Genomic DNA, 21,320 nt, shown 5'->3' with positions numbered 1-21,320 from the left:
TCCTTATGCCCGCAGGGTGCGTTGTTCGATACGCTTCTCGAAGGTGCCCTGGATCAGCCGATCGACGTAGATGCCGGGGGTGTGGATCGCCGCCGGATCCAGCTCGCCCGGCGCGACGATCTCTTCCACTTCCACCACCGTGATGCGCCCGGCGGTCGCCATCAGCGGATTGAAGTTCTGTGCGGTGTGGCGGTAGATGACGTTGCCGAAGTGATCGGCCTTCCAGCCTTTAACGATGGCGAAATCGCCGGTGATGGCGGTTTCCATGATGTAAGGGCGGCCGTTGAACTCGCGCACCTCTTTGCCTTCGGCGATCGGCGTGCCGTAACCGGTGGCGGTGAAGAACGCCGGGATACCGGCGCCGCCGGCGCGGATCTTCTCCGCCAACGTGCCCTGCGGCGTGAGATCCACCTCCAGCTCGCCGCTGAGCGCCTGCTGCTCGAACAGCGCGTTTTCGCCGACGTAAGATCCCACCACCTTGCGGATCTGCTGGGTTTCCAGCAGCCGCCCGAGGCCGAACCCGTCGACGCCGCAGTTGTTGGAGACCACCGTCAACCCGCGCACGCCGCGCCGGCGGATCTCTTCGATCAGGTTTTCCGGGATGCCGCACAGGCCAAAGCCGCCCGCCAGCACCGTCATGTTGTCCGTCAGGCCTGCCAGCGCTTCCTGGTAGCTGCCGACGCGTTTGTCGAGCCCTGCCATATCGTTGCCCCTGCATGTTGCGGCGCAGGGCGAAATGCCCTGGCTTGCGTGAGGGCATCTTCAGGTCACAAAAATGATTTGTTAATTTTGTTTTTATGCCGCATTCATTTAGAATTTTTATTAATTATTCGTTAACCGACAATTAACAAAGAGTTAACGCCAGCCAAAATGAAAATGAGCATCAAACAGTTACGCGCGTTTTTAGCGGTAGCTCACACTCTGAACTTCGCCCAGGCCAGCGAGCGGCTGAATATTTCTCAGCCGGCGCTCAGCCTGGCGATCCGTGGGCTGGAAGACGCGCTGGGCGGGCCGCTGCTGCTGCGCACCACCCGCCGGGTGACGCTGACGCCGGAGGGGGAAACCTTCTTCCCGATGGCGCGCCAGCTGCTGGCGGATTGGGATAACGCGGAAGAGGCAATGCGCCAGCGCTTCACCCTGCAGATGGGCAAGGTGGCGATCGCCGCCATGCCATCGTTCGCCGGCAACCCGCTGCCGCCGATCCTCAAGGCGTTTCGCGATCGTTACGCCGGCATCAACGTGGCGGTGCACGACGTCATCAACGAGCAGGTATTTGAAATGATCCGCGAAGGGCGGGTGGAGATGGGCATCGCCTTCGAGCCGGAGCCGAGCGACACCCTGCACTTCACCCCGCTGTGCCGCGATCGCTTTCTGGCGGTGGTGCCGAAGGATTCGGCGCTGGCGCGCAAGGCGCAGGTGAGCTGGAAGGAGCTGCTGACGCTGGATTTCATCACCCTGCAGCGGCCATCGGCGGTGCGGCTGCTGCTGGAGCAGGAGCTGGCCCGCAGCGGGCGAACGCTGGAGGTGGCGTTTGAAAGCCACCAACTGGTGACGGTCGGCCGCATGGTGGCCAACGGCCTCGGCGCCAGCGCGGTACCGGCGCTGTGCGAGAAACAGATGGATGAGCTGGGGGCAGTCTGCGTGCCGCTGATCGGCCCGATTATCGAACGGCGCGTGGGCCTGATCCGCCTGGCGCAGCACCAACTCTCTTCCGCCGCGCAGGCGCTGGCGACGGTGATCGAACGGGAAATGGCGGGGAGTGGCGGGCAGCCTGCGCTTAAACCGTAAACCCGACGTGCTTGCCGCCCGGCAGCTCAACGTCCAGGCGCAGCGTGCCGCCCATCGCTTCCACGTAGCGTTTCAGGGTCGAAATCTTCAGCTCATTGCCGCGCCCTTCGATGGCCGCGACAGAAGGCTGGGAAATGCCCAGCGTTTTCGCCAGCTCCTGTTGGGAAATATTCAGCGCTTCCCGCAGCTGGTGCAGGTGCGCTTCAAACAGCATCTCTTCGGCCATTTCCTCGATGCGCCGGCGGCTCTCCGGGGTGCGGGAGGCCAGCAGTTGCTTTAAGGTGCTCATGGGTTACTCCTTGAAATAACACATCAAATATTGGGTGAACTGCGCATCCGCGATGGGCAGCATCACTTTATAAAACCGCTTCTCATTACCCGTTTTGTCGCCCGCACACAGCACAATCGCCTGCCGCGCCGGATCAAAGGCGAAAAAAGCGCGAATCGGCCGCCCTTTGTGCTGAATACGCAGCTCTTTCATGTTGGAATGCAGCGAGCCTTTCAGCACGTCGACAAAAGGCCGCCGAAGAGAAGGCCCTGCACGCTCGAGCATCACCAGCGCGGCCAACACCTTTTCCTGCGTCGATTCATCCTGTTCACAGAGCCACCGATCAAACTCTTCCGTTGTCATTACCATCCACATGGCATCTCCTGATTATATAGTACAATCTATGACAAGACGATAGACCAGAATATATAATTTTCTCCAGACCGCCATTGGCGTTTTGCCTGGCAGCTCGAAAAAACAGTGGTGATTGTCTTGCGGCTTGAGCATGGAATGCGACGAGATACGGGAACAGCGAGATCAGTATCGGCCAGAGAAGAAAACATGCGGATTTGGCGAGGCAATAAAGCACGCAACCCGGCGTTTTTATTTTTGAATATATATAAAAGAAATAAAATCATTTTTCATATCAATCAATAGATTGCACCCAACACGCCTTTGCCTTTCCGTCTTGTGAGCGAACGCAAAAGATTGCGACAAAGTGGGTTAATCATGTCTGAACTTTCGCTATGGTGTTTTTTCATGTTTTAACGGATTAAAACCATGGCCACAACTCACGGAAACGCCAGAAAACTTACGGCCGGTGAACACCGATTTTATCTCTCTTTGCTATGCGCACTGCTACTGAATGGCTGTCAATCCACTCCCCCCTGGTACCATCCGTTGGATGTCTCGCTAAAAGACAACCAACCTTGCTTTGCCGTGCCCATCAACAGTGTTCGCAGCGGCGACAGCCTGCAAAACCGGGGAATGATCGTCTCACGACAGGAACAACGGCAATGGCATATCGTCTGGACCTCACCAGAAGTCACTCCGTTGCCTGAACTGAAACCAGGGCAATGCGTCACTTATCCGCAAGTAAACTGGGCTGCGGGAGAATACTCGGTCTTGCTCGGCGTCTCGATGAATAACGATACGGAAAGGCGTAAATACATGAGAACCTTTACTTTGAGCATCGAGCATAATGGAAAGACACTATTACGTAGCGATCATTAAGCTACCCATCATTGTATTTTCAGATGATACTTCGGCCGCGAACAGGAGGGCGCCAAGATCGCGGTGAAGGGATACAGTCATTTTGCGGCAAGTACTGCGGCGGGGATTTGGGCAGGGAATGCAGGTGCAGGTCTTGCGATTGCAGCCTGTTCAATTGTGTTGGGTGCAGCAACAGCAGGAACAGGTGTGATCGTTTGTGGTATCGCTGGAGCCGCTATAGGAGGCGCAGCAGGATCCACACTCGGTGGCATGGGTTCCGATTATTTGACGACGTTAGTGGTAGGTGAATGATGAAATTTATCGTCATATCGTGTTTGATATTGCTGGTTTTAAGCGCCTTCATCCAGTTCATTGGTTACCGTCGCCATAAAAAAGAGTTTGACGCTTTCTATCAACGTTACGCCGGCAGCGGACATTTTATTCCGCCCTACGTCGCCTTTGCCGATAGCCTCGGCATGCTTGGAACCTCATTGAAAGCACAGTGGTTTCTTTGGATTCTGAAAAGGAAAAAAATAAAAATAAAGGATCAAGTTTTGCTCGATGCGAAAACCTACGATTTCGTGCAAAAAACTGCCTCTCCTGAGCTACAGAAGTGGCTGGCGATGGATTTTATACTTTTGCTCGTAGAGGCCATTATTACCACCGTGGGCTGTATTTTTATTTATTTCATCAAAATCAACGTATAAAAATGATCAATTATATTGAGTCTTACATAAAAGAGATAAAACTCTTAGTGGTATTACTATTCTTTCTTTGCCTTCTTATCGCTATTATCCAATTTATTTACTATCGACTTCATAAAAAAGAGTTTGATCTCTTTTATCAACACTATGTGGTGAGTAAACACCCTGTTCCACTTTTTGTCGTGATAGCGGACAACCTTAACTTCATCGGTGTTTCACTAAAAGCCCAGTGGTTTCGTTGGATTTTGAACAACCGGAAATTAAAACTGACTCGCAACGTTTGGCTAAGCCCCAAAACCTACGACTTCGTTCGAACTGCTTCATCACCAAGGCTACAAAGTTGGATCCGTAATGATTTCAGACTATTAATGCTACAAGGAGCACTCTTAATCATCATGTGTCTCCTGAGCTATCTCCTGAAGTCGGTCTAATCCCCCTCCACCGCCTGCACCGCCGCCTTCTGCGTGGCGCGCTGATATAAGCACAGCTCCCTGCCCGGCTTGTTTTTCATAAACGGCTGCGGGTAGCGCCCGCCGATAAACAGCGCCGAATAGCCGACGTCATCGCCGTAGTGAACGATCGCCCCTTCCACCCTGGCGTTTTTTAGCCCGCTGGCTTTCAGGCAGGCGGCGCGCATCGCCCTTTCGCTCTCGGCCCACGCCTGTGGGGAAGACGCGGTGGCGTTGAACGCGGCCAGCGCGGCGATAAGCAGCCCTATTCTCTTCATCGTTATCTCTCCTTCAACGGCCCGTTTCGCCAGTATAGACCGTGCCGGCGCGGCCAACCCGCCAACGCCGCCGTACTCTTTACGGCATTTTTATTCCGCGCCCCGTTAACGTTACGGCGTTTTTACAGACAGTTTTTGCCGCCGCAGATACCCTTTTCACATCGCCGCTATGGCCTTACAAGAGAGTTGTCCCATGCGTTTATCCCTGCCTCTGGCCGTGACCGGCCGTCGTTCTGGAGCGCGCCATGCATTCTAATATCATCGGCTTCAATCCGCTGCTGGCGGAGCTGCCCGCTTCGCCAACGCGCGCCTTCCACAAAGAGCTGGAACACTACCTGCAGCGCTATCCGCAGACCGAACAGCTGGATATTTATCTGCACGATCTGAACGGCCAGCTGCGCGGCAAGCGGCTGCCGATCGCCGAAGCCTTTGGGCTGGAGAAAGGCTGCTACTTTCCGCTGTCGATCTACGCCCTGGATCTGCACGGCCGGGTGATTGAAGAAAGCGGGCTGGGGCAACGGGCGGGCGAGCCGGACCGTCTGTGCCTGCCGGTGCCCGGCACGCTGCGCCCCTGCGCGCGCGATCCCGAACGCCACGCCCAACTGCTGCTGACGATGCAAAACGCCGACGGCGGCGCCTGCGAGCTGGAGCCGCGCGTGGTGCTGCAACGGGTGCTGAAGCACCTGCACGAGCGCAACTGCTTCCCGGTGGTGGCGGCCGAACTGGAGTTCTACCTGCAGGATCCGCAGCACCCCGCCGAGGCGGAAACCTGCCCAACGCAGAGCTTCGCGGTGGATGCGCCGGAACGTCACCATGCGCTGCTGAGCGACATCGAACGGCACGCCCGCCTGCAAAACCTGCCGTTGACCGGCGTGGTGGCCGAAGCCGCCTCTGGCCAATACGAGCTGAATCTGCATCACAGCCGGCGTGTGCTGGAAGCCTGCGACCAGATCATGGCGCTGAAACGCCTGACGCGGCAGATTGCCGAGCAACATCACCAGCATGCCTGCTTTATGGCCAAGCCCTGCGCCCACGCCGCCGGCAGCGGGCTGCATTTCCACATCAGTTTGCAGGACGAGCACGGCGAGAACCTGCTGACCGGCGCGCCGGGCGAACTGAGCGACAACATGCAGCAGGCGATGGCAGGCATGCTAGCGCTGATGCCGGCGTCGATGGCGATCCTGGCGCCCAACATCAACGCGTTCCGCCGCTTCCGCCCTGGCATGCACGTGCCGCTGCGCGCCTCCTGGGGCCACAACAACCGCACGGTGGCGCTGCGCCTGCCCTGCGCCGACAGCGCCAACCAGCGCATCGAATATCGCCTGGCCGGCGCCGACGCCAACCCCTACCTGGCGCTGGCGGTGATGCTCGGCGGCCTGCTGCACGGGCTGGCAAACCCGCTGCCACTGCCGCCCGCAGCCAACGGCTGCGAGAGCGACAACGCCGCGCCCTTGCCGCTCGGCCAACAGGAGGCGCTGGCGCTGTTCCGCCACAGCGATCCGCTGCGTGAGCTGCTCGGCCCGGCGTTTTGCACCCTGTGGCACACCTGCAAAAGCGCCGAACTGCGCCGCTTCGAGGAACAGGTCACCGCCGCCGAACTCGGCTGGATGCTGTAACCACCCGGTTCATTAACCTAAGGATAATCATGAATATGCAACCGCAACGGACGCCCGTGCAGCCGCTGCTCTGCTGGCGCAAAGGCGTTTTTCATATCAGCACCGATCGGCAGCTGTTGGATATCGAGGCGATCCAACGTTTCCTCAGCCTGCCGGATCGGGCGGCGGCCGAGCGCCTGGTGCACCACGGCCTGTGCTTCGGGCTGTACCGCAAGCGCCACCTGCTCGGCTTCGCCCGCATGGTGACCGATTACGCCACCTTCGCGTCGGTGAGCGAACTGTTCGTCAGCGCCGAATACCGCGGCGTCGGGCTGGGAAGCTGGCTGACGCGCTGCTGCCTGGCGCATCCGGCCTTGCGCGGCCTGCGCGTCACGCTGCCCGCGCTGCAGGCGCCCTGGCGCGCCGATGGTTCGGCGCACGCCCTGCGCGCCCTTCACTGATAAGGAGGCCCCCATGTCTCGTTTGGTGCTGATTTCCAACAAGCAGTGCGACGGTAAGGATCTGGCCTGCGCCGGCCAGACGCTGGCGGCCGACGCCGAGCCGGGGCTGTGGCTCGGCTGGAACGGCGACGTGCAGAATTTCGCGCAGCGCCCGATCAGCTGCCGGCAGCGCGCCGGTTACGATCAGGTGACCTTTCCGCTGTCGATCGAGGAGTTCCGCCGCCACTATCAGGGCTATTACCACGACGGCCTGTGGCCGGTGTTCCACAACCAGCCGGAGAAGGCGCATTTCACGCCGGAAAACTACCGCGCCTACCGGCAGCTGAACCGCCGTTTTGCCGATATCGCCTGCGAGCACCTGTGCCCCGGCGACATCGTCTGCATCGACGACTATCAGCTGCTGCCCTGCGCCCAGGCGCTGAAGGAGCAAGGGCTGCTGAACGCCTGCGCGTTCTTCTTCCACCTGCCGTTCCCGTCGGCGGCGCTGCTGCGGCGCATCCCGGAACATCGCCAGCTGATCGCTTCGCTGCTGTTCTACGATCTGATCGGCTTTACCACCACGGACGATCGCAACGCCTTTCTCAGCTGCCTGGCGGCCGAGTTCCCGCTGGAGATGCTGCCCGACGATCAGATCCAGGCCAACGGGCATCTGTTCGCCACCGGCATTTTCCCCGCCGGCATCAACGGCAGGCAGGTTTATTGATTTACGGCGGCGCGCCCCCTTCAGGCGCGCCGTTTTATTTCGCCGCGATTTATTTTTACCGCCTTTATTGCCATCACCATGCGTTATTTCATTTTCCGGATATAGCGATTAAAAAATGAATATTCATCCTGTTACATATCAACCGTAAAAACCCTATTCCACCAATTGCTTTTTATTAGTGAAACACATTACCCTCTCCCTGCCATATTTAAACCGAGGAGGGCCCCATGGGCGATGAAAGTTTTAGTTTTACGCTAATGCTATTGGGCGTCTTTCAGTAATGCCATCCAGGTTGCATTCTGAAAGACACGGAATGCGGCAACCGCTCCCCTTCTGACGGCCTTTCCCGCTCTGCCGGCCCACCCATCGCCCCGCTGCGAAAACAACGTCTGTCTCAACCGCTACGGCGGTATTTATCTGGTGTCGCCGGGCATATTCCCCGAGCGCCGACGGATTTCTTATGGGAAAAATAAGGTATTGCGTTATGCAAAATAACCGGGGTACATCTATTTTCAGAAAGTCTTATTTAAACGACTTTATCGTTATCGCCATCGGTGTTTTTTTCATTGCCTTTTTTATTCGTGCCTGGGGTGACATGCACGGTGACTTCAATGAACAAAACGTCTCTGCCATCAGTCTTGATGCCTGGAACCTGCTTTATTATTCGCTCAGAACCAGCATGCGCTTTCTCCTCGGCATGGCCTGGTCGCTGCTGTTTTCTGTGGTATTCGCCGTGCTGGCCGCGCGCTATACGCCGCTGCGCCGGGTGATCCTGCCCTTCGTCAACTTTATGGAGTCGGTGCCGCTGGTGGGGTTCCTGACCTTCACGACCGTGTATTTTCTCAACCTCTACCCGCACAGCGTGATGGGGCTGGAGTGCACCGCCATCTTCGCGGTGTTTACCGGCCAAGCCTGGAACATGATGCTGACGCTGTATCAGACGCTGCGCATCGTGCCCAAGGAGCTGGATGAAGCCGCCCGCAGCTTCAATTACAACCCGTGGCAACGCTTCTGGCGGCTGGAGTTCATCTATTCGGTGCCGGGCCTGCTGTGGAACGCCATGGTGTCGCAATCCGCCGCCTGGTTCGCCCTGGTGGCCTCTGAAGCCATTCCGGTCGGCGATCGCTCGGTCGAACTGCCCGGCGTTGGCTCCTACATCGCCGAAGCGCTGGCGCAGCAGAACGTGCCGGCGATCCTGTATGCGATCGTCGCGCTGGCCGCCAACATCGTGCTGCTCGATCAGCTGGTTTTCCGCCCGCTGGTGCGCTATACCGCGCGCTTCAAATACGAAGACGTCACCGCCAGCCGGCCGCTCGGCAATCCGTGGTTCTACAACAGCCTGGCCTTCTCGCACGTCGGCACGGCGCTCGGCCGCACGCTGCGCGCGCTGGCTGACCTGTGGCTGTTCAAGCTGCCGCGGCTGTGGTACGCCCTCGGCCTGCACCGCCTGTTCAGACTCGCCGCCAAGGGAAACTGGCTGTGGCGCAGCCTGTGGTATCTCGGCGTGGTGCTGGCCTGCGTCTGGTTCGGTTACCGGCTGTGGGAATACTTCCCCAAACAGTACTTCGCCATGCTGCCGGAATGGATGCTGCTCACCACCGCGCGCGTGGCCGCGGCCATGCTGCTCAGCGTGGCGATCTTCACGCCGTTGGGGGTGTGGATCGGCATGAATCCGCGGCTGGTGAAGATCTTCCAGCCGATCATCCAGATCCTGGCGGCCATTCCGCCCAACATTTTCTACCCGCTGATCGCCGCCTTCATCGCCATTTATCATCAGGATCTCGGCTGGTGGGCCATCCCGATGATCATGCTGGGTACCCAGTGGTACGTGTTGTTTAACGTGATCGCCGGCGTTTCCGCCATTCCGACGCAGATCACCGAAGTCAGCGAAACCTTCGGCCTGCGCCGCTTCCGCTGGTGGCGCTACTACATGCTGCCGGCGATCTTCCCCTACATCGTGACGGGCATCATCTCCGCCGCCGGCGGCGCCTGGAACAGCGCCATCGCCGCCGAGGTGATCCAGTGGGGCAGCACCACCCTCAGCGCCACCGGGCTGGGCGCGTTCATTTCCGTCGTCACCGACGCCGGCAAGAACCCGGAGTCCGCGCTGGGCTGCGCCGCCATGTGCGCGCTGGTGGCGCTGTGCATCATCTTCGTCTGGCAACCGCTGTATCGCATCGCGGAAACCAAATTCAAATATGACTGATCAAGGGGGAACCACATGGTGACTCAAGACGTGATTATCAGCGCCCGCCGGCTGAACAAGACGTTTATCGGCGAAAACAAGCGCCCCAAACCCGTGCTGCGCGACGTGACGCTGACCGTGCACGCCGGCGAGTTCGTCACCATTCTGGGGCAATCCGGCTCGGGCAAGTCCACGCTGCTGCGCATGCTGGCCGGGCTGATCCCAGCGGACAGCGGCACGCTCACGCTGGCGGGCAAACCGGTCGACGGCCCGAGCACCAACGTCGGCATGGTGTTTCAGTCCTACGCGCTCTATCCCTGGCTAACGGTGTACGACAACATCGCCTTCGGGCTGCTGGCGCAACGGCTGCCGCCGCAGACGATCGCCGAGCGGCTGGGAGCGCTGCTGCGCCTGGTGGGCCTGACCGGCTATGAGCACGCCTGGCCGCGCGAGCTCTCGGGCGGCATGCGTCAACGGGTGGGCTTCGCCCGGGCGCTGGCGGTAGAGCCCGACCTCTTGCTGCTGGACGAACCCTTCTCCGCCCTCGATATCTTTACCGCGCAAAAACTGCGGGGCGACCTGCTGGCGCTGTGGGGAGACAACCGGCTGCGCACGCGCGCCATGGTGATGGTGACGCACGACGTCGAAGAAGCGGTGCTGATGTCCGATCGGGTGCTGATCCTGGACGCAACCAGCAAACGGATCGACGACGAATTCAGCGTCAACCTCCCGCGTGCGGCGCGCAACCGGGAAAGCCTGCGGCACCTCACCGATCGGATCCGCAGCTGTCTGTACAAAAAAATCGCGCAAGCGCAATCGGCCGGTTAACGGCCCTGTTTTCATCCACTTGGGGAACTGAAATGAACCATAAAAGCGTGCTGATGACGCTGCTCATCCTGCTGCCGGCCGCCGCCAGCGGCGCGGAAATCGTCAATAAAGACGGCAATAAACTGGATCTGTACGGCCAGCTGAACGGCGTGCATTACTTCAGCAGCGACGCCGACAATAACGGCGACCGCTCCTATACCCGCTTCGGTTTCAAAGGCGAGACGCAGATCGGCGACGCGCTGACGGGATATGGGCAGTGGGAATATCAGGCAGGGCTCGATCAGCCGGAAAGCGCCGGGCCGGGCGACAGCTATACCCGCCTGGGCTTCGCCGGATTGACGTTCGGCCACTGGGGCAGCCTGGATTACGGCCGCAACTATGGCCTGCTGTATGACGTGGCCGGCTGGACGGACGTGCTGCCTGAATTCGGCAACGACAGCTACGAAGCGGCCGACAACTTTATGACCGGCCGCGCCAACGGCCTGCTGACCTACCACAACCGCAGCCTGGGCGGCCTGGTCGACGGCCTGGATCTCGGCCTGCAATATCAGGGGAAGAATCGGGGGGACGACGCTCAACGGGCGAAGGATATCCAGACGCAAAACGGCGATGGCTACGCCTTTTCCGCCACCTACGACACCGGCGTGGGGCTCAACGTTGGCGCCGCCTACGCCAACTCTGCGCGCACGCTGGCGCAACAGCGCTTCGGCCTGGCTGACGGCGATCGCGCCCGGGCCTGGACGCTGGGGCTGAAATACGACCAGGACAACCTCTACCTGGCGGCAAGCTACGCGCGCACCGAGAACATGACCTACGTCGACGGCGATCGCTACGCCGGCTTCGCCCCCCGCGCGGACGCTATTGAGGCGGTCGCGCAGTATCACTTCGATTCCGGCGTCACGCCCTCGCTGGCCTACCTGCAAACGCGCGGTCGCAACCTGCCCGGCATTGGCGACGCCGATCTGGTCAAATACCTGGATCTGGCACTGAATTACTGCTTCAACGCCAACATGTCGACCTACGTAGAGTACAAACTCAACCTGCTGCAACGGCAGAACGCCGTCGGCGCCGGCGCCGACGACATCGTCGAAACCGGCATCATGTATCAGTTCTGATCCCCATCCCGGCCGGAGGGCGCTCTCCGGCCGGTTCATGATTTAACTTTCGTCCGCCCCCTTATTCTCTCGTTTAACTCAGGTTTATATTTCCATAAAATGATGCCTATATTCATTCTGGCACTTTCTGTTTACGCCCCGTTTAATGAATAAAGAAAATCTTTCCCGCATTCATATTAAATTACATTTTGCCGCCATAATTCGGCGTAACCACATTGAATAACAGGCTATGGCACGCGTATTATGGCCACACGAAAAATAACGGGAGAATGATATGGACGGCGACAGTTGGTTGTTTATTTTATTGTTGGAATCGCTGAGGTCACAGGAGCAATAGTCATCCCATTGCATCCTGAAAGTGTCAGGATATGAGTCAGTTATAGCATCCCTTCGCTTTACCCTTCAGCCTCTGGCCTGCGCGCATGCCGCACCGGCACGCCCGATGGGCTAACCCCTCCAGCATAAACGTATTAACAGTCCGATAACGGTCAGGCTTATTTGCACCCGCATTTATTTTACGCCTGCCCGGCGATAAATATCGGCCCTTTTTCCATGCTCATATTTTAATTGGGTGGATACGGATCATGATGGTAAAAAAAACCACGCTGCTGACGGTGAATAACGTCAGCAAAAGCGTTCAGCCTACCGGTAAAGAAAAACGTCTGGTGCTGAATGAAATCAATTTGCGCCTTTACGACAACGAGGTCGTCAGCATTTTGGGGCAGTCCGGCTCGGGCAAATCCACCCTGCTGCGCATGCTTTCCGGCCTGATCGCGCCGGATCTGGGCAGCGTGATGCTGGGGGATAAAAAAGTCTCGGGGCCGAATCCACAGATCAACATGGTGTTCCAGACCTTCGCCATTTTCCCGTGGCTGAACGTTTACCAAAATATCGCCTTCGGGCTGCAGGCGCAGGATCTGCCGCCTCAGGTGGTCGAAGCCCAGACGCTGAAAATGCTCGATCTGGTCGGGCTCACGCCCTACCGCGACGCTTACCCGCGCGAGCTTTCCGGCGGCATGCGCCAGCGGGTCGGCTTCGCGCGCGCGCTGGCGGTAGAACCGATGCTGCTGTTGCTGGACGAGCCGTTTTCCGCGCTGGACGTCTATACCGGCGAACACCTGCGCAGCGACCTGCTGCGTATCTGGAGCACGCGCCAGATCAAAACCCGCTCCATCGTGCTGGTGACCCACAGCGTAGAGGAGGCGGTGATGATGTCTGACCGCATCCTCCTGCTGGGCGCCGGTACCCTCGACGGCTGCTATCACATCACGCAGCGCCGCGAGGCGCGCACCCGCGAGGGGATGCAGCCGCTGACGGACAAAATCAGCGAGACGCTCAGCCGGCAGATCGCCGCCGCGCACTGAGCGCCGCCCTGGACTGGCGGGACGGAACCCCGCCAACTTAACTACCTGTTTATCAAGAGTTACCCCACCACGGGTGGCTCATGATAAGCGGATAATACATCGAGTTATTATCATGCATTTCATTCATACACTGCTGACGCTGCTGACCGCGTCCATCCTGGGCGCGGCCATCGGCTACGAAAGACAGTTCCGCCAGCGCACCGCCGTGCTGCGCACCAACACGCTGGTGGCCACCAGCGCGGCGATCTTCGTCCATCTGGCCATGACCATCGACGGCAGCGGCGGCGCGGTGCGCGTCATTTCCTACGTGGTCTCCGGCGTCGGCTTTCTCGGTGCCGGGGCCATCATGAAGGAAGGGATGAACATCCGCGGCCTGAACACCGCCGCCACGCTCTGGGGCTCCGCGGCGGTCGGCGCCTGCGCCGGCTGCGGCCTGTACGGTGACGCGCTGGCCGCCACGCTGTTCGTGCTCGCCGCCAACACCCTGTTGCGCCCGCTGGTCAATATGGTCAACAAACAGCCCTTCAATGACGTTAACGGCGAGTCTACCTACCAGATTTGCGTCATTGCCTTCGAGCATGAGCAGCGTGAGGCGCTGGCCAAATTCAAACAGGTGCTGCAAGGGGAAAACTGCTTTATCTCGCATCTGGATATCGAACCCTTTGGCGACGACGACGTGGAGATCACCGCCACGCTGATGCCGGCCTCCGTCACCACGCCGGTGCTCGACCAGACCATCAATAAATTGCTGAACGACAGCATGATGAAACAGGCCTATTACAGCCGCATCGCCGGCTCCGGCTGATGCCTTTCACTTCCAGGGAGATCAACCATGAAAACTATGCCAAAGCTGGCGCATCTGACGATGTTCAAAGACATTGTCCACTGTGGAAGCTTGCACGAGGCCGCGAAAAAGCTGGCCATCTCGCAGCCGACGCTCAGCCGGGTGCTGAAAGAGCTGGAAATGACCATCGGCGCGCGGCTGCTGGAGCGCAGCAACCGCGGCGTGCGCCTGACGGCGGTCGGCGAGCTGTTTTACCGGCGGATAGACGCCGCCACCAATCAGTTGCTCAACGCGTTTGACGAGCTGCGCGGCCTGAGCGCTGACGGCGAGAAGCGCCTGCGGGTGGGGATGAGCGTCGATCCGCTGCTGTGCTACCTGCCTCAGGTGCTCGAAGGCTTCAACCGCCGCTACCCGCATACCCGGGTGACGGTGGTGGAAGACGGCCCGGAAGGCCTGCTGGCCCGGCTGCGAAACTGCGAGCTGGATTTGGCGGTCAGCAGCCTGAACGGCGCGGCGGGCGGCGCCGATCTGGCCATGCAGGCGCTGAAGAGCGAGCGCTTCTCGCTCTATCAGGGAGGCGATCTTACCGCAGCCGGGCAGCCGCCGGCCGAGGCCAAATGGGTGGTGCCGCGCTCCTGCTCGGTGGGGCATGCCGCCATCCGCGAGATCGCCGAACGCTATACGCCGCACGGCCAGATCGTCGAGACCGACTCCTTTCTGGCGACCTGGTGCCTGGTCAGGCAGCAAGGCTATATCGCACTGCTGAGCGATCGGGTGGTCGCACACTACGCCCCGCAGCTGCACCTGCAGAAAATCCCGACGCACGAGATCGACATCAGCGCGCGCTTTTACGTCTTTACCCGCCATGAGCCGGCCACGCCGCCGCTCAGCGCCGCGTTTATCCACCTGCTGCAGGCCATGCAAACGGTTTGAGGAGACAGGCTGCCGCCCGCCGGCGGCCGATTCTCTGGTTCAGGCCGCCAACCGCTCACCCCGCCAATCCAACCGTTCACCCGGCGAATCTGACCGCTGACCGAAATACGCCTGTCTTCCCCCCTTACCCCCGGCGATGATGAGCTGTTCCTAAACCCGCCTTACCTCGGGAAAGACGCTACGGCTCACCGCGCCACTCTGACATCTCTTACAAGCGGATGAGTTCATTCATATTTTGCAGACTGGAATTAAGGATACCTCATGAAACGAGAGGGGATTTTAAAGCACATTCCGTGGATGCTGCTGGGGATACTCGGCGCAGCCTGCCTCGGCGTGGTGGCGCTGCGCCGCGGCGAACACATCAGCGCGCTGTGGATCGTCGTCGCTTCGGTGGCGGTGTATCTGGTGGCCTACCGCTACTACAGCCTGTACATCGCCACCAAGGTGATGAAGCTGGACGCCGGCCGCGCCACCCCGGCGGTGGTCAACAACGACGGCCTGAACTACGTGCCGACCAACAAGAACGTGCTGTTCGGCCACCACTTCGCCGCCATCGCCGGCGCCGGGCCGCTGGTGGGGCCGGTGCTGGCCGCGCAGGTCGGCTACCTGCCCGGCACGCTGTGGCTGCTGGGCGGCGTGGTGCTGGCGGGGGCGGTGCAGGACTTTATGGTGCTGTTCATCTCCTCGCGCCGCAACGGCGCCTCGCTCGGTGAGATCATCAAAAAAGAGATGGGGCCGATACCGGGCACCATCGCGCTGTTTGGCTGCTTCCTGATCATGATCATCATCCTGGCGGTGCTGGCGCTGATCGTGGTGAAAGCGCTGGCGGAAAGCCCGTGGGGGGTGTTCACCGTCTGCTCCACCGTACCGATCGCGCTGTTTATGGGCATCTACATGCGCTATCTGCGCCCCGGCCGCGTGGGTGAAGTGTCAATCATCGGCATCGTGCTGCTGGTGGCCGCCATCTGGTTCGGCGGCGTGGTGGCGCACGACCCGTACTGGGGCCCGGCGCTGACCTTTAAAGACACCACCATCACCTTCACGCTGATCGGCTACGCGTTCGTCTCCGCCCTGCTGCCGGTGTGGCTGATCCTGGCGCCGCGCGACTACCTGGCGACCTTCCTGAAAATCGGCGTGATCGTCGGGCTGGCGATCGGCATCGTGATCCTCAACCCTGAGCTGAAAATGCCGGCGGTCACCCAGTTCGTCGACGGCACCGGCCCGGTGTGGAAAGGTACCCTGTTCCCGTTCCTGTTCATCACCATCGCCTGCGGCGCGGTCTCCGGCTTCCATGCGCTGATCGCCTCCGGCACCACGCCGAAGCTGCTGGCCAATGAGACCGACGCGCGCTTTATCGGCTACGGCGCGATGCTGATGGAGTCCTTCGTCGCCATCATGGCGCTGGTGGCGGCGTCCATCATCGAGCCGGGCCTGTACTTCGCCATGAACACCCCGCCGGCGGCGCTGGGCATCACCATGCCGGATCTGCACCGCCTGGGCACCGAAGACGCGCCGATGATCATGGCTTCGCTGAAGGACGTCACCGTGCACGCGGCAGCGGCGGTCAGCTCCTGGGGCTTCGTCATCAGCCCGGAACAGATCCTGCAGACCGCCACCGACATCGGCGAACCTTCGGTGCTGAACCGCGCCGGCGGCGCGCCAACGCTGGCGGTGGGCATCGCCCACGTGTTCCACCAGATCATTCCGGGCGCCAACATGGGCTTCTGGTACCACTTCGGCATTCTGTTCGAGGCGCTGTTCATCCTGACCGCGCTGGACGCCGGCACCCGCTCCGGCCGCTTTATGCTGCAGGATCTGCTGGGCAACTTCGTGCCGTTCCTGAAGAAAACCGACTCGCTGGTGGCCGGCATCGTCGGCACCGCCGGCTGCGTCGGGCTGTGGGGCTACCTGCTGTATCAGGGCGTGGTGGATCCGCTCGGCGGCGTGAAGAGCCTGTGGCCGCTGTTCGGCATCTCCAACCAGATGCTGGCCGCCGTGGCGCTGGTGCTGGGCACCGTGGTACTGATTAAGATGAAGCGCACCCAATACATCTGGGTGACCGTACTGCCGGCGGTGTGGCTGCTGATCTGCACCACCTACGCGCTGGGGCTGAAGCTGTTCAGCGACAACCCGCAGCTGGAAGGCTTCTTCTTCCTGGCCGGCGAGTACAAGCGCAAGATCGCCGAAGGCGGCGCCGAGCTGAGCGCCCAGCAGATCGCCAACATGAACCACATCGTGGTGAACAACTACACCAACGCCGGGCTGAGCATTCTGTTCCTGCTGGTGGTGTACAGCATCATCTTCTATGGGGTGAAAACCGCGATGGCGGCGCACAAAAACCCGAAACGCACCGACCAGGAAACGCCTTACGTGCCGGTGCCGCAGGCCGCGCCCGCCGACGGCGTAACTGAGGGGGAGGTCAAAGTTTCGACCCAGCATTGATGTGATTTAACGGATACCCTGCATAATAAACGTTAAGTAGTACCCAAAGCCGCACGGCCTGCGTATCGCAAGATGCTAGGCGTGCGGCGCGATGCAATCGAGATACCCGGGGCGACCCGGAGGTGGGGCATCCCTGCGGGAACCCCATCCCCCGGCTTCCCCTAATATCAGGCTTAAACAAGCGCTGTAGTGATGCAGGGTAAAGTTGGAGAAGGCTTATGTTCGGAAATCTCGGCCAGGCGGGGAAGTATCTCGGGCAGGCGGCGCGCATGTTGGTGGGCGTGCCTGACTATGATACCTACGTCCAGCACATGAAAGACAACCACCCGGACAAGCCGGTGATGACCTATAAAGAATTTTTCCGCGAGCGCCAGCAAGCGCGCTACGGCGGCGACGGCAAAGGCGGCATGCGCTGCTGTTAACCCGCAGTCACAAGGACCTGTATGAAACCCATCGCAGTCACCATCCTGACCGGCTTTTTGGGCGCCGGCAAAACCACCCTGCTGCGCCATATCCTGAACGCCGAACACGGCTATAAAATCGCGGTCATCGAGAACGAGTTCGGCGAAGTGCCGATCGACGACGCGCTGATCGGCGATCGCGCCAGCCGCATCACCACGTTGAGCAACGGCTGCATCTGCTGTAGCAAATCCAACGAACTGGCAGACGCGCTGCTGGATCTGCTGGACGGCGTCGACAGCGGCCAGCTGGCGTTCGACCGGCTGATCATCGAATGCACCGGCATGGCCGATCCCGGCCCGATTACCCAGACCTTTTTCTCGCACGAGATCCTGTGCGAGCGCTTCCTGCTGGACGGCATCATCACCCTGGTGGACGCGGCGCACGCCGAGCAGCAACTGAGCCAGTTCAGCATCGCCCAGGCGCAGGTGGGCTACGCCGACCGCATCCTGCTGACCAAAACCGACGTGGCGCCGGACTGCGAAGCGCTGATGCAGCGGCTGCAGCGGATGAACGCCCGCGCGCCGGTCTACAAGGTGACGCACGGCGACATCGATCTGAGCGTGCTGTTCGACATCGAAGGCTTTACGCTGAACGACAAGCTCAACCTGACGCCGCCCGCCCCGCTGTTCCGCCGCATCCCGCAGCCGCAGAGCGACATCCGCTCAATTGTCGTGACGCTGGAGCGCCCGCAGCCGCTGATGCAAATATCGGAAGTGATGGAAGGCCTGCTGCTGGAATACGCCGACAACCTGCTGCGCTACAAAGGCATTCTGTCTATCGAAGACGAGCCGCGCCGCCTGCTGTTCCAGGGCGTACAGCGGCTGTATAACGCCGACTGGGATCGGGAATGGCTGCCTGATGAGGAACGCCGGAGCACCTTGGTATTTATTGGTGTGAACCTGCCGGAGGAGGAGATTCGGGGCAGGATTGGAGGGTTGGGGTAAGCGGGGTTGGGATATGGGGGCCTGTGAGGGCTCCAACTCCTAAGTTCGTTTGAGCTGTTCCAGCTTGTGTTCTGTTTTCCATTGCAGCATGGTAAAGAACGCTACCGCTGTAGTGCCCCAGCTCTCCGGAACAAACTCATCTGTAAAATGCTCCGCCATGCCCTCGTTTATACGCCCCGCATAGGTGGCCTGAAACTCTTTAGTCTCCTCGAGGATATCGCGGATGACTTGGCTGCCGTTTTGCTCAAGGAAGCCGTCAATCACATCCTCGGCCGTTTCGGCATCAGTAAACAGATCATAATCCTGACCGAAGTAAATACTGAATAAGCTACTGAGCTCGCTAAAGTGATTGCGAATCATGATGGTGCTCAAAGCGCTTTCACCGCAGCACTTCTGGCCTGTTGCAGGAATGCGAAAACCGTGGTTCCCCATAGCTCCGGGCTGAAGGTAAAACCGAAACGTTGGTTGAATAAGGACTCCACATTATCCTGCGCCAGTAGCTCATCGAGCTCATTGACCAAAGCCTCGCGCTGCTGATGAGTCGCCAGACGAATGTACTCTGCGATCAGCGCAGTAATATCGCCCTCTGCATTTATCAGGTCATAATCTTGACCAAAATAAACGACGATCAGGTTATCGAGTTCACTGGTTTTCATCGGCTTATCTCGCAGGGAAAGCGCTAAGGATAAAGTAAGGTTTGCCATTATAGCGGGTAAACTCAATCACGACGCCAACCCGATGACATTGATAGACGTCAGTGCTGCCGCGTAACACGCCATAACCTACTGATTCTGTGAAATTGTGATACACACTCAAACGGCTGCCGGGAGACGCGTACTTCATCCAATTCACAATATCTGCACGGTTCGCCTTTACCGTGACAGATACATACTTTTCGGCCTCCTTTACCGATCTGAAGGTACTTGCCGCGATCAGTTTCGGGCGCCTGGCTAGCCTGGCAATAAGCGCTTCCGGAGCTATGCTTATATGCCGAGCCAATGTGTGCCCGCCCGGATATTTACCGCTAACGGACTCGTGCTCAATCAGCTTAACCCGCCCCATGCGCACGGATGCGACTCTGGCAGCGCCAACCACTCCGGCAAAGACAAAAGGCACGGCAATATCGACCGTTAAACCGACGTTATAGGCCGTTTCCCTATCGGCACCCAATGTTTGCGCCAATAAAACGGCAGACTGATAAGTATCGGTCGTTGTTGGATGCCCGGTAATCATCTGATTGGAAGCGGCTTTGATGCTGTCCAGGCTATGCGTTCCCACCACCACACACCCAACTTTGGTGATAAACGTCGGATCCGGCGCATAGCACAACACCCCCGCTCCCATCAGCTCAACGACACCACCGGCAAGCCCCAAACCGCCAAGCAGACGGTTACTGAGCGTTTCACCTTCAGTGACGCTTTCATCAGACAGCACCGCCGCAAGTTGCACCGGCGACAGGGCAATGCGCAACTCATCTTCATTCGCCATGTTCGTTCATCCGTGAATTAGCAAGGCCGTATGATTAACATAAGCTCTAGAAAGGATAAATACTGGAACGGTTAACGCCGAATTAACCGGCACCTTATCTGCAAGGTTCAGTCAATACTGAAGCACTGTTATTTCAATAGAGCGCCTCGTTATTGGATGTTTTCGATAGCAAAGTGATTATTGACTCTTTTCACTTTGAAGTGAGCGATAAAGGCCCTGCCGGAGACATCCTGCAGATTTCTGCGCTTCTCAATCGGTACGAAATTTAGCCTCATGCTGTAGATATGATTTTCCTGAAACGGGTAATCGTTCTGCGTAACGCAAATGCCCTTTTTCAGATCCTGATTCACCACCTCAATCAATTTATCATCCGTATCACCACTGAGATAGAGCGTACCTTGCCTTTCGTTTTCCTTTGGTGACGGATAGATGCAGATGTCGCCATTCGCTTTAGCATGGGCGGCGATAGGGATGTCCGGTGCATAGCGCTGATCGAGACAATCGCCGGTGCAGGCACTTAACAATATCGATCCTGCAATGGCCAGCAAGAAATTAGCTTTCATCATATTCCATTATTTATAAATCTTAATGAGGAAATATTATCCATGAATGGATAACTGATAGTTCAACGCAAAGATGATATGCCGAATTGCGAGGTACATTCCAATCCTAAAAGTAAATAAACTGTAATTCCATACAGCTTATTTTTTCCTTTTACTGATAACGTTATAGTTTTTCCGCTGCGGCAAAATCCACAGCCGGAGTTAGCGTTCCGAATCCCCCAACCCTGTTCGAATATGGTATAAATTCGAGCATGCCGATGCGCACCCAAACAATGGTGGCTCGGACGGTGCTTCCTCCGGGAAGGCCGGTATCCGTTGGGGCCGGTACGCTAACGCCGTTCGAGCTACCACCCGAGTTTAGCGTCTCTTCTGGTAGCGGTATTTCTCTCCCAATGGAAATAGCCGATATGGAAAACACAAACTTACCCAACGCTTCTGAAACCATCCCCAACACCCTCACCTTTTATCGCCAACTGTTTAACCACCTCGATCTCAGCGCTTTTAACCCTTCAGAACTTTTAGACCTGGCCGCACTCTCTGCCGAGCAGGCGGAAGGGCTTTGCCACGGCCTGATGCTGTTTGGCCATTTACTGCAAAAGACCCCACAGCTAGATGCCGAAGGCTGGGAACAGTTGAATCGTTATCTCAACGCCACGGCACATCTGGTTCCTGCGTTGTGTAATCTTTATGGGCGGGCACTGCGAGAGATGGAAACCTGCGGCTAACGTAAATGGCAATCAGGGCGATGCTCATC

24 protein-coding genes are annotated in these 21,320 nt (G+C 58.7%); 16 read left to right on the top strand and 8 right to left on the bottom strand.

All coding sequences use genetic code 11. The features are described 5' to 3' along the window. Nucleotides 1–3: 3 nt before the first annotated feature. Nucleotides 4–702, bottom strand: a complete 699-nt coding sequence (locus V8N38_RS02435) for a CoA transferase subunit A (RefSeq protein WP_049212496.1) — start codon at nt 700–702, stop codon at nt 4–6. Nucleotides 703–870: 168 nt separating this feature from the next. Here V8N38_RS02435 and V8N38_RS02430 point away from each other — a divergent pair, with 168 nt between their 5' ends. Further along, nucleotides 871–1,788, top strand: coding sequence for a LysR family transcriptional regulator (locus tag V8N38_RS02430; RefSeq protein ID WP_049272489.1), 918 nt, complete (start codon nt 871–873; stop codon nt 1,786–1,788). Here the strand turns inward: V8N38_RS02430 and V8N38_RS02425 are convergent. Then, on the bottom strand, nt 1,778–2,077 hold the full coding sequence (locus V8N38_RS02425; protein WP_019453270.1) for a helix-turn-helix domain-containing protein: 300 nt from the start codon (nt 2,075–2,077) through the stop codon (nt 1,778–1,780). The two genes, V8N38_RS02430 and V8N38_RS02425, sit on opposite strands and share 11 nt — an antisense overlap. Nucleotides 2,078–2,080: 3 nt before the next feature. Next, the gene (locus V8N38_RS02420; protein WP_147839699.1) at nt 2,081–2,431 is read right to left on the bottom strand and encodes a type II toxin-antitoxin system RelE/ParE family toxin; all 351 of its coding nucleotides are present in this window, start codon (nt 2,429–2,431) and stop codon (nt 2,081–2,083) included. A 405-nt stretch (nt 2,432–2,836) separates the two neighbouring features. Here V8N38_RS02420 and V8N38_RS02415 point away from each other — a divergent pair, with 405 nt between their 5' ends. Together V8N38_RS02415 and V8N38_RS02410 are read left to right on the top strand one after the other, a co-directional pair. Next, a complete protein-coding gene (locus V8N38_RS02415; RefSeq protein WP_147839698.1) occupies nt 2,837–3,289 on the top strand; it encodes a putative T6SS immunity periplasmic lipoprotein in 453 nt (150 codons plus the stop codon). 287 nt (nt 3,290–3,576) lie between these two features. Next, on the top strand, nt 3,577–3,975 hold the full coding sequence (locus V8N38_RS02410) for a hypothetical protein (protein ID WP_371935051.1): 399 nt from the start codon (nt 3,577–3,579) through the stop codon (nt 3,973–3,975). Between the two features lie 424 nt (nt 3,976–4,399). Here V8N38_RS02410 and V8N38_RS02405 read toward each other — a convergent pair whose 3' ends face one another. Next, a complete protein-coding gene (locus V8N38_RS02405) occupies nt 4,400–4,699 on the bottom strand; it encodes a hypothetical protein (RefSeq protein ID WP_077791580.1) in 300 nt (99 codons plus the stop codon). Between the two features lie 245 nt (nt 4,700–4,944). Here V8N38_RS02405 and V8N38_RS02400 point away from each other — a divergent pair, with 245 nt between their 5' ends. The 12 genes from V8N38_RS02400 to yjiA all read left to right on the top strand — a co-directional run bounded on the left by V8N38_RS02400 (nt 4,945) and on the right by yjiA (nt 18,515). Further along, nucleotides 4,945–6,315, top strand: coding sequence for a glutamine synthetase family protein (locus tag V8N38_RS02400; RefSeq protein WP_147839697.1), 1,371 nt, complete (start codon nt 4,945–4,947; stop codon nt 6,313–6,315). Between the two features lie 29 nt (nt 6,316–6,344). Then, on the top strand, nt 6,345–6,755 hold the full coding sequence (locus tag V8N38_RS02395) for a GNAT family N-acetyltransferase (protein WP_147839696.1): 411 nt from the start codon (nt 6,345–6,347) through the stop codon (nt 6,753–6,755). Nucleotides 6,756–6,768: 13 nt separating this feature from the next. After that, the gene (locus V8N38_RS02390; RefSeq protein ID WP_060422105.1) at nt 6,769–7,458 is read left to right on the top strand and encodes a trehalose-6-phosphate synthase; all 690 of its coding nucleotides are present in this window, start codon (nt 6,769–6,771) and stop codon (nt 7,456–7,458) included. Between the two features lie 595 nt (nt 7,459–8,053). Continuing rightward, entirely contained in the window at nt 8,054–9,664 is a 1,611-nt protein-coding gene (locus V8N38_RS02385; protein WP_226908225.1) for an ABC transporter permease, read from the top strand. A gap of 15 nt (nt 9,665–9,679) precedes the next feature. Further along, nucleotides 9,680–10,471 carry an ABC transporter ATP-binding protein gene (locus V8N38_RS02380; protein WP_060435450.1) on the top strand — a complete coding sequence of 264 codons (792 nt, stop codon included), beginning with the start codon at nt 9,680–9,682 and terminating at the stop codon, nt 10,469–10,471. A 32-nt stretch (nt 10,472–10,503) separates the two neighbouring features. After that, nucleotides 10,504–11,586, top strand: coding sequence for a porin (locus tag V8N38_RS02375; RefSeq protein ID WP_147839695.1), 1,083 nt, complete (start codon nt 10,504–10,506; stop codon nt 11,584–11,586). A 584-nt stretch (nt 11,587–12,170) separates the two neighbouring features. Further along, entirely contained in the window at nt 12,171–12,950 is a 780-nt protein-coding gene (locus V8N38_RS02370) for an ABC transporter ATP-binding protein (protein ID WP_084826908.1), read from the top strand. Nucleotides 12,951–13,062: 112 nt separating this feature from the next. After that, nucleotides 13,063–13,755, top strand: a complete 693-nt coding sequence (locus V8N38_RS02365; protein ID WP_147839694.1) for an MgtC/SapB family protein — start codon at nt 13,063–13,065, stop codon at nt 13,753–13,755. Between the two features lie 27 nt (nt 13,756–13,782). Beyond that, entirely contained in the window at nt 13,783–14,667 is an 885-nt protein-coding gene (locus V8N38_RS02360) for a LysR family transcriptional regulator (protein ID WP_038878288.1), read from the top strand. Between the two features lie 261 nt (nt 14,668–14,928). Then, a complete protein-coding gene (locus V8N38_RS02355) occupies nt 14,929–17,109 on the top strand; it encodes a carbon starvation CstA family protein (protein ID WP_033648584.1) in 2,181 nt (726 codons plus the stop codon). A 218-nt stretch (nt 17,110–17,327) separates the two neighbouring features. Next, nucleotides 17,328–17,531, top strand: a complete 204-nt coding sequence (locus V8N38_RS02350) for a YbdD/YjiX family protein (protein ID WP_004953088.1) — start codon at nt 17,328–17,330, stop codon at nt 17,529–17,531. Nucleotides 17,532–17,552: 21 nt separating this feature from the next. Beyond that, nucleotides 17,553–18,515, top strand: coding sequence for a GTPase (gene yjiA, locus V8N38_RS02345; protein ID WP_102985516.1), 963 nt, complete (start codon nt 17,553–17,555; stop codon nt 18,513–18,515). 39 nt (nt 18,516–18,554) lie between these two features. Here the strand turns inward: yjiA and V8N38_RS02340 are convergent, their stop codons facing one another. The 4 genes from V8N38_RS02340 to V8N38_RS02325 form a co-directional block, all read right to left on the bottom strand. Beyond that, nucleotides 18,555–18,887 carry a contact-dependent growth inhibition system immunity protein gene (locus V8N38_RS02340; RefSeq protein ID WP_102985517.1) on the bottom strand — a complete coding sequence of 111 codons (333 nt, stop codon included), beginning with the start codon at nt 18,885–18,887 and terminating at the stop codon, nt 18,555–18,557. After that, nucleotides 18,884–19,171, bottom strand: coding sequence for a contact-dependent growth inhibition system immunity protein (locus V8N38_RS02335; protein WP_102985518.1), 288 nt, complete (start codon nt 19,169–19,171; stop codon nt 18,884–18,886). Before V8N38_RS02335 ends, V8N38_RS02340 begins: the two co-directional genes overlap by 4 nt. A gap of 4 nt (nt 19,172–19,175) precedes the next feature. Beyond that, nucleotides 19,176–20,003, bottom strand: a complete 828-nt coding sequence (locus V8N38_RS02330; RefSeq protein ID WP_147839693.1) for an RNase A-like domain-containing protein — start codon at nt 20,001–20,003, stop codon at nt 19,176–19,178. A 149-nt stretch (nt 20,004–20,152) separates the two neighbouring features. Further along, nucleotides 20,153–20,566: a putative T6SS immunity periplasmic lipoprotein gene (locus V8N38_RS02325; RefSeq protein ID WP_102985600.1), complete on the bottom strand. Its 414-nt coding sequence runs from the start codon at nt 20,564–20,566 to the stop codon at nt 20,153–20,155. Between the two features lie 407 nt (nt 20,567–20,973). Between V8N38_RS02325 and V8N38_RS02320 the strand changes: the two genes are divergently transcribed. After that, nucleotides 20,974–21,291 carry a hypothetical protein gene (locus V8N38_RS02320; protein WP_102985519.1) on the top strand — a complete coding sequence of 106 codons (318 nt, stop codon included), beginning with the start codon at nt 20,974–20,976 and terminating at the stop codon, nt 21,289–21,291. Nucleotides 21,292–21,320 lie beyond the last annotated feature (29 nt).

This window comes from Serratia nevei, from assembly GCF_037948395.1.
Taxonomy (GTDB): domain Bacteria; phylum Pseudomonadota; class Gammaproteobacteria; order Enterobacterales; family Enterobacteriaceae; genus Serratia; species Serratia nevei.
This window is presented reverse-complemented; position numbering and strand designations above follow the sequence as displayed.

Coding starts and splice junctions, on each gene's coding strand:
- V8N38_RS02435 (WP_049212496.1), bottom strand. CDS start 702: ATGGCAGGGCTCGACAAACGCGTCGGCAGCTACCAGGAAGCGCTGGCA.
- V8N38_RS02430 (WP_049272489.1), top strand. CDS start 871: ATGAAAATGAGCATCAAACAGTTACGCGCGTTTTTAGCGGTAGCTCAC.
- V8N38_RS02425 (WP_019453270.1), bottom strand. CDS start 2,077: ATGAGCACCTTAAAGCAACTGCTGGCCTCCCGCACCCCGGAGAGCCGC.
- V8N38_RS02420 (WP_147839699.1), bottom strand. CDS start 2,431: ATGTGGATGGTAATGACAACGGAAGAGTTTGATCGGTGGCTCTGTGAA.
- V8N38_RS02415 (WP_147839698.1), top strand. CDS start 2,837: ATGGCCACAACTCACGGAAACGCCAGAAAACTTACGGCCGGTGAACAC.
- V8N38_RS02410 (WP_371935051.1), top strand. CDS start 3,577: ATGATGAAATTTATCGTCATATCGTGTTTGATATTGCTGGTTTTAAGC.
- V8N38_RS02405 (WP_077791580.1), bottom strand. CDS start 4,699: ATGAAGAGAATAGGGCTGCTTATCGCCGCGCTGGCCGCGTTCAACGCC.
- V8N38_RS02400 (WP_147839697.1), top strand. CDS start 4,945: ATGCATTCTAATATCATCGGCTTCAATCCGCTGCTGGCGGAGCTGCCC.
- V8N38_RS02395 (WP_147839696.1), top strand. CDS start 6,345: ATGAATATGCAACCGCAACGGACGCCCGTGCAGCCGCTGCTCTGCTGG.
- V8N38_RS02390 (WP_060422105.1), top strand. CDS start 6,769: ATGTCTCGTTTGGTGCTGATTTCCAACAAGCAGTGCGACGGTAAGGAT.
- V8N38_RS02385 (WP_226908225.1), top strand. CDS start 8,054: ATGCACGGTGACTTCAATGAACAAAACGTCTCTGCCATCAGTCTTGAT.
- V8N38_RS02380 (WP_060435450.1), top strand. CDS start 9,680: ATGGTGACTCAAGACGTGATTATCAGCGCCCGCCGGCTGAACAAGACG.
- V8N38_RS02375 (WP_147839695.1), top strand. CDS start 10,504: ATGAACCATAAAAGCGTGCTGATGACGCTGCTCATCCTGCTGCCGGCC.
- V8N38_RS02370 (WP_084826908.1), top strand. CDS start 12,171: ATGATGGTAAAAAAAACCACGCTGCTGACGGTGAATAACGTCAGCAAA.
- V8N38_RS02365 (WP_147839694.1), top strand. CDS start 13,063: ATGCATTTCATTCATACACTGCTGACGCTGCTGACCGCGTCCATCCTG.
- V8N38_RS02360 (WP_038878288.1), top strand. CDS start 13,783: ATGAAAACTATGCCAAAGCTGGCGCATCTGACGATGTTCAAAGACATT.
- V8N38_RS02355 (WP_033648584.1), top strand. CDS start 14,929: ATGAAACGAGAGGGGATTTTAAAGCACATTCCGTGGATGCTGCTGGGG.
- V8N38_RS02350 (WP_004953088.1), top strand. CDS start 17,328: ATGTTCGGAAATCTCGGCCAGGCGGGGAAGTATCTCGGGCAGGCGGCG.
- yjiA (WP_102985516.1), top strand. CDS start 17,553: ATGAAACCCATCGCAGTCACCATCCTGACCGGCTTTTTGGGCGCCGGC.
- V8N38_RS02335 (WP_102985518.1), bottom strand. CDS start 19,171: ATGAAAACCAGTGAACTCGATAACCTGATCGTCGTTTATTTTGGTCAA.
- V8N38_RS02330 (WP_147839693.1), bottom strand. CDS start 20,003: ATGGCGAATGAAGATGAGTTGCGCATTGCCCTGTCGCCGGTGCAACTT.
- V8N38_RS02325 (WP_102985600.1), bottom strand. CDS start 20,566: ATGAAAGCTAATTTCTTGCTGGCCATTGCAGGATCGATATTGTTAAGT.
- V8N38_RS02320 (WP_102985519.1), top strand. CDS start 20,974: ATGGAAAACACAAACTTACCCAACGCTTCTGAAACCATCCCCAACACC.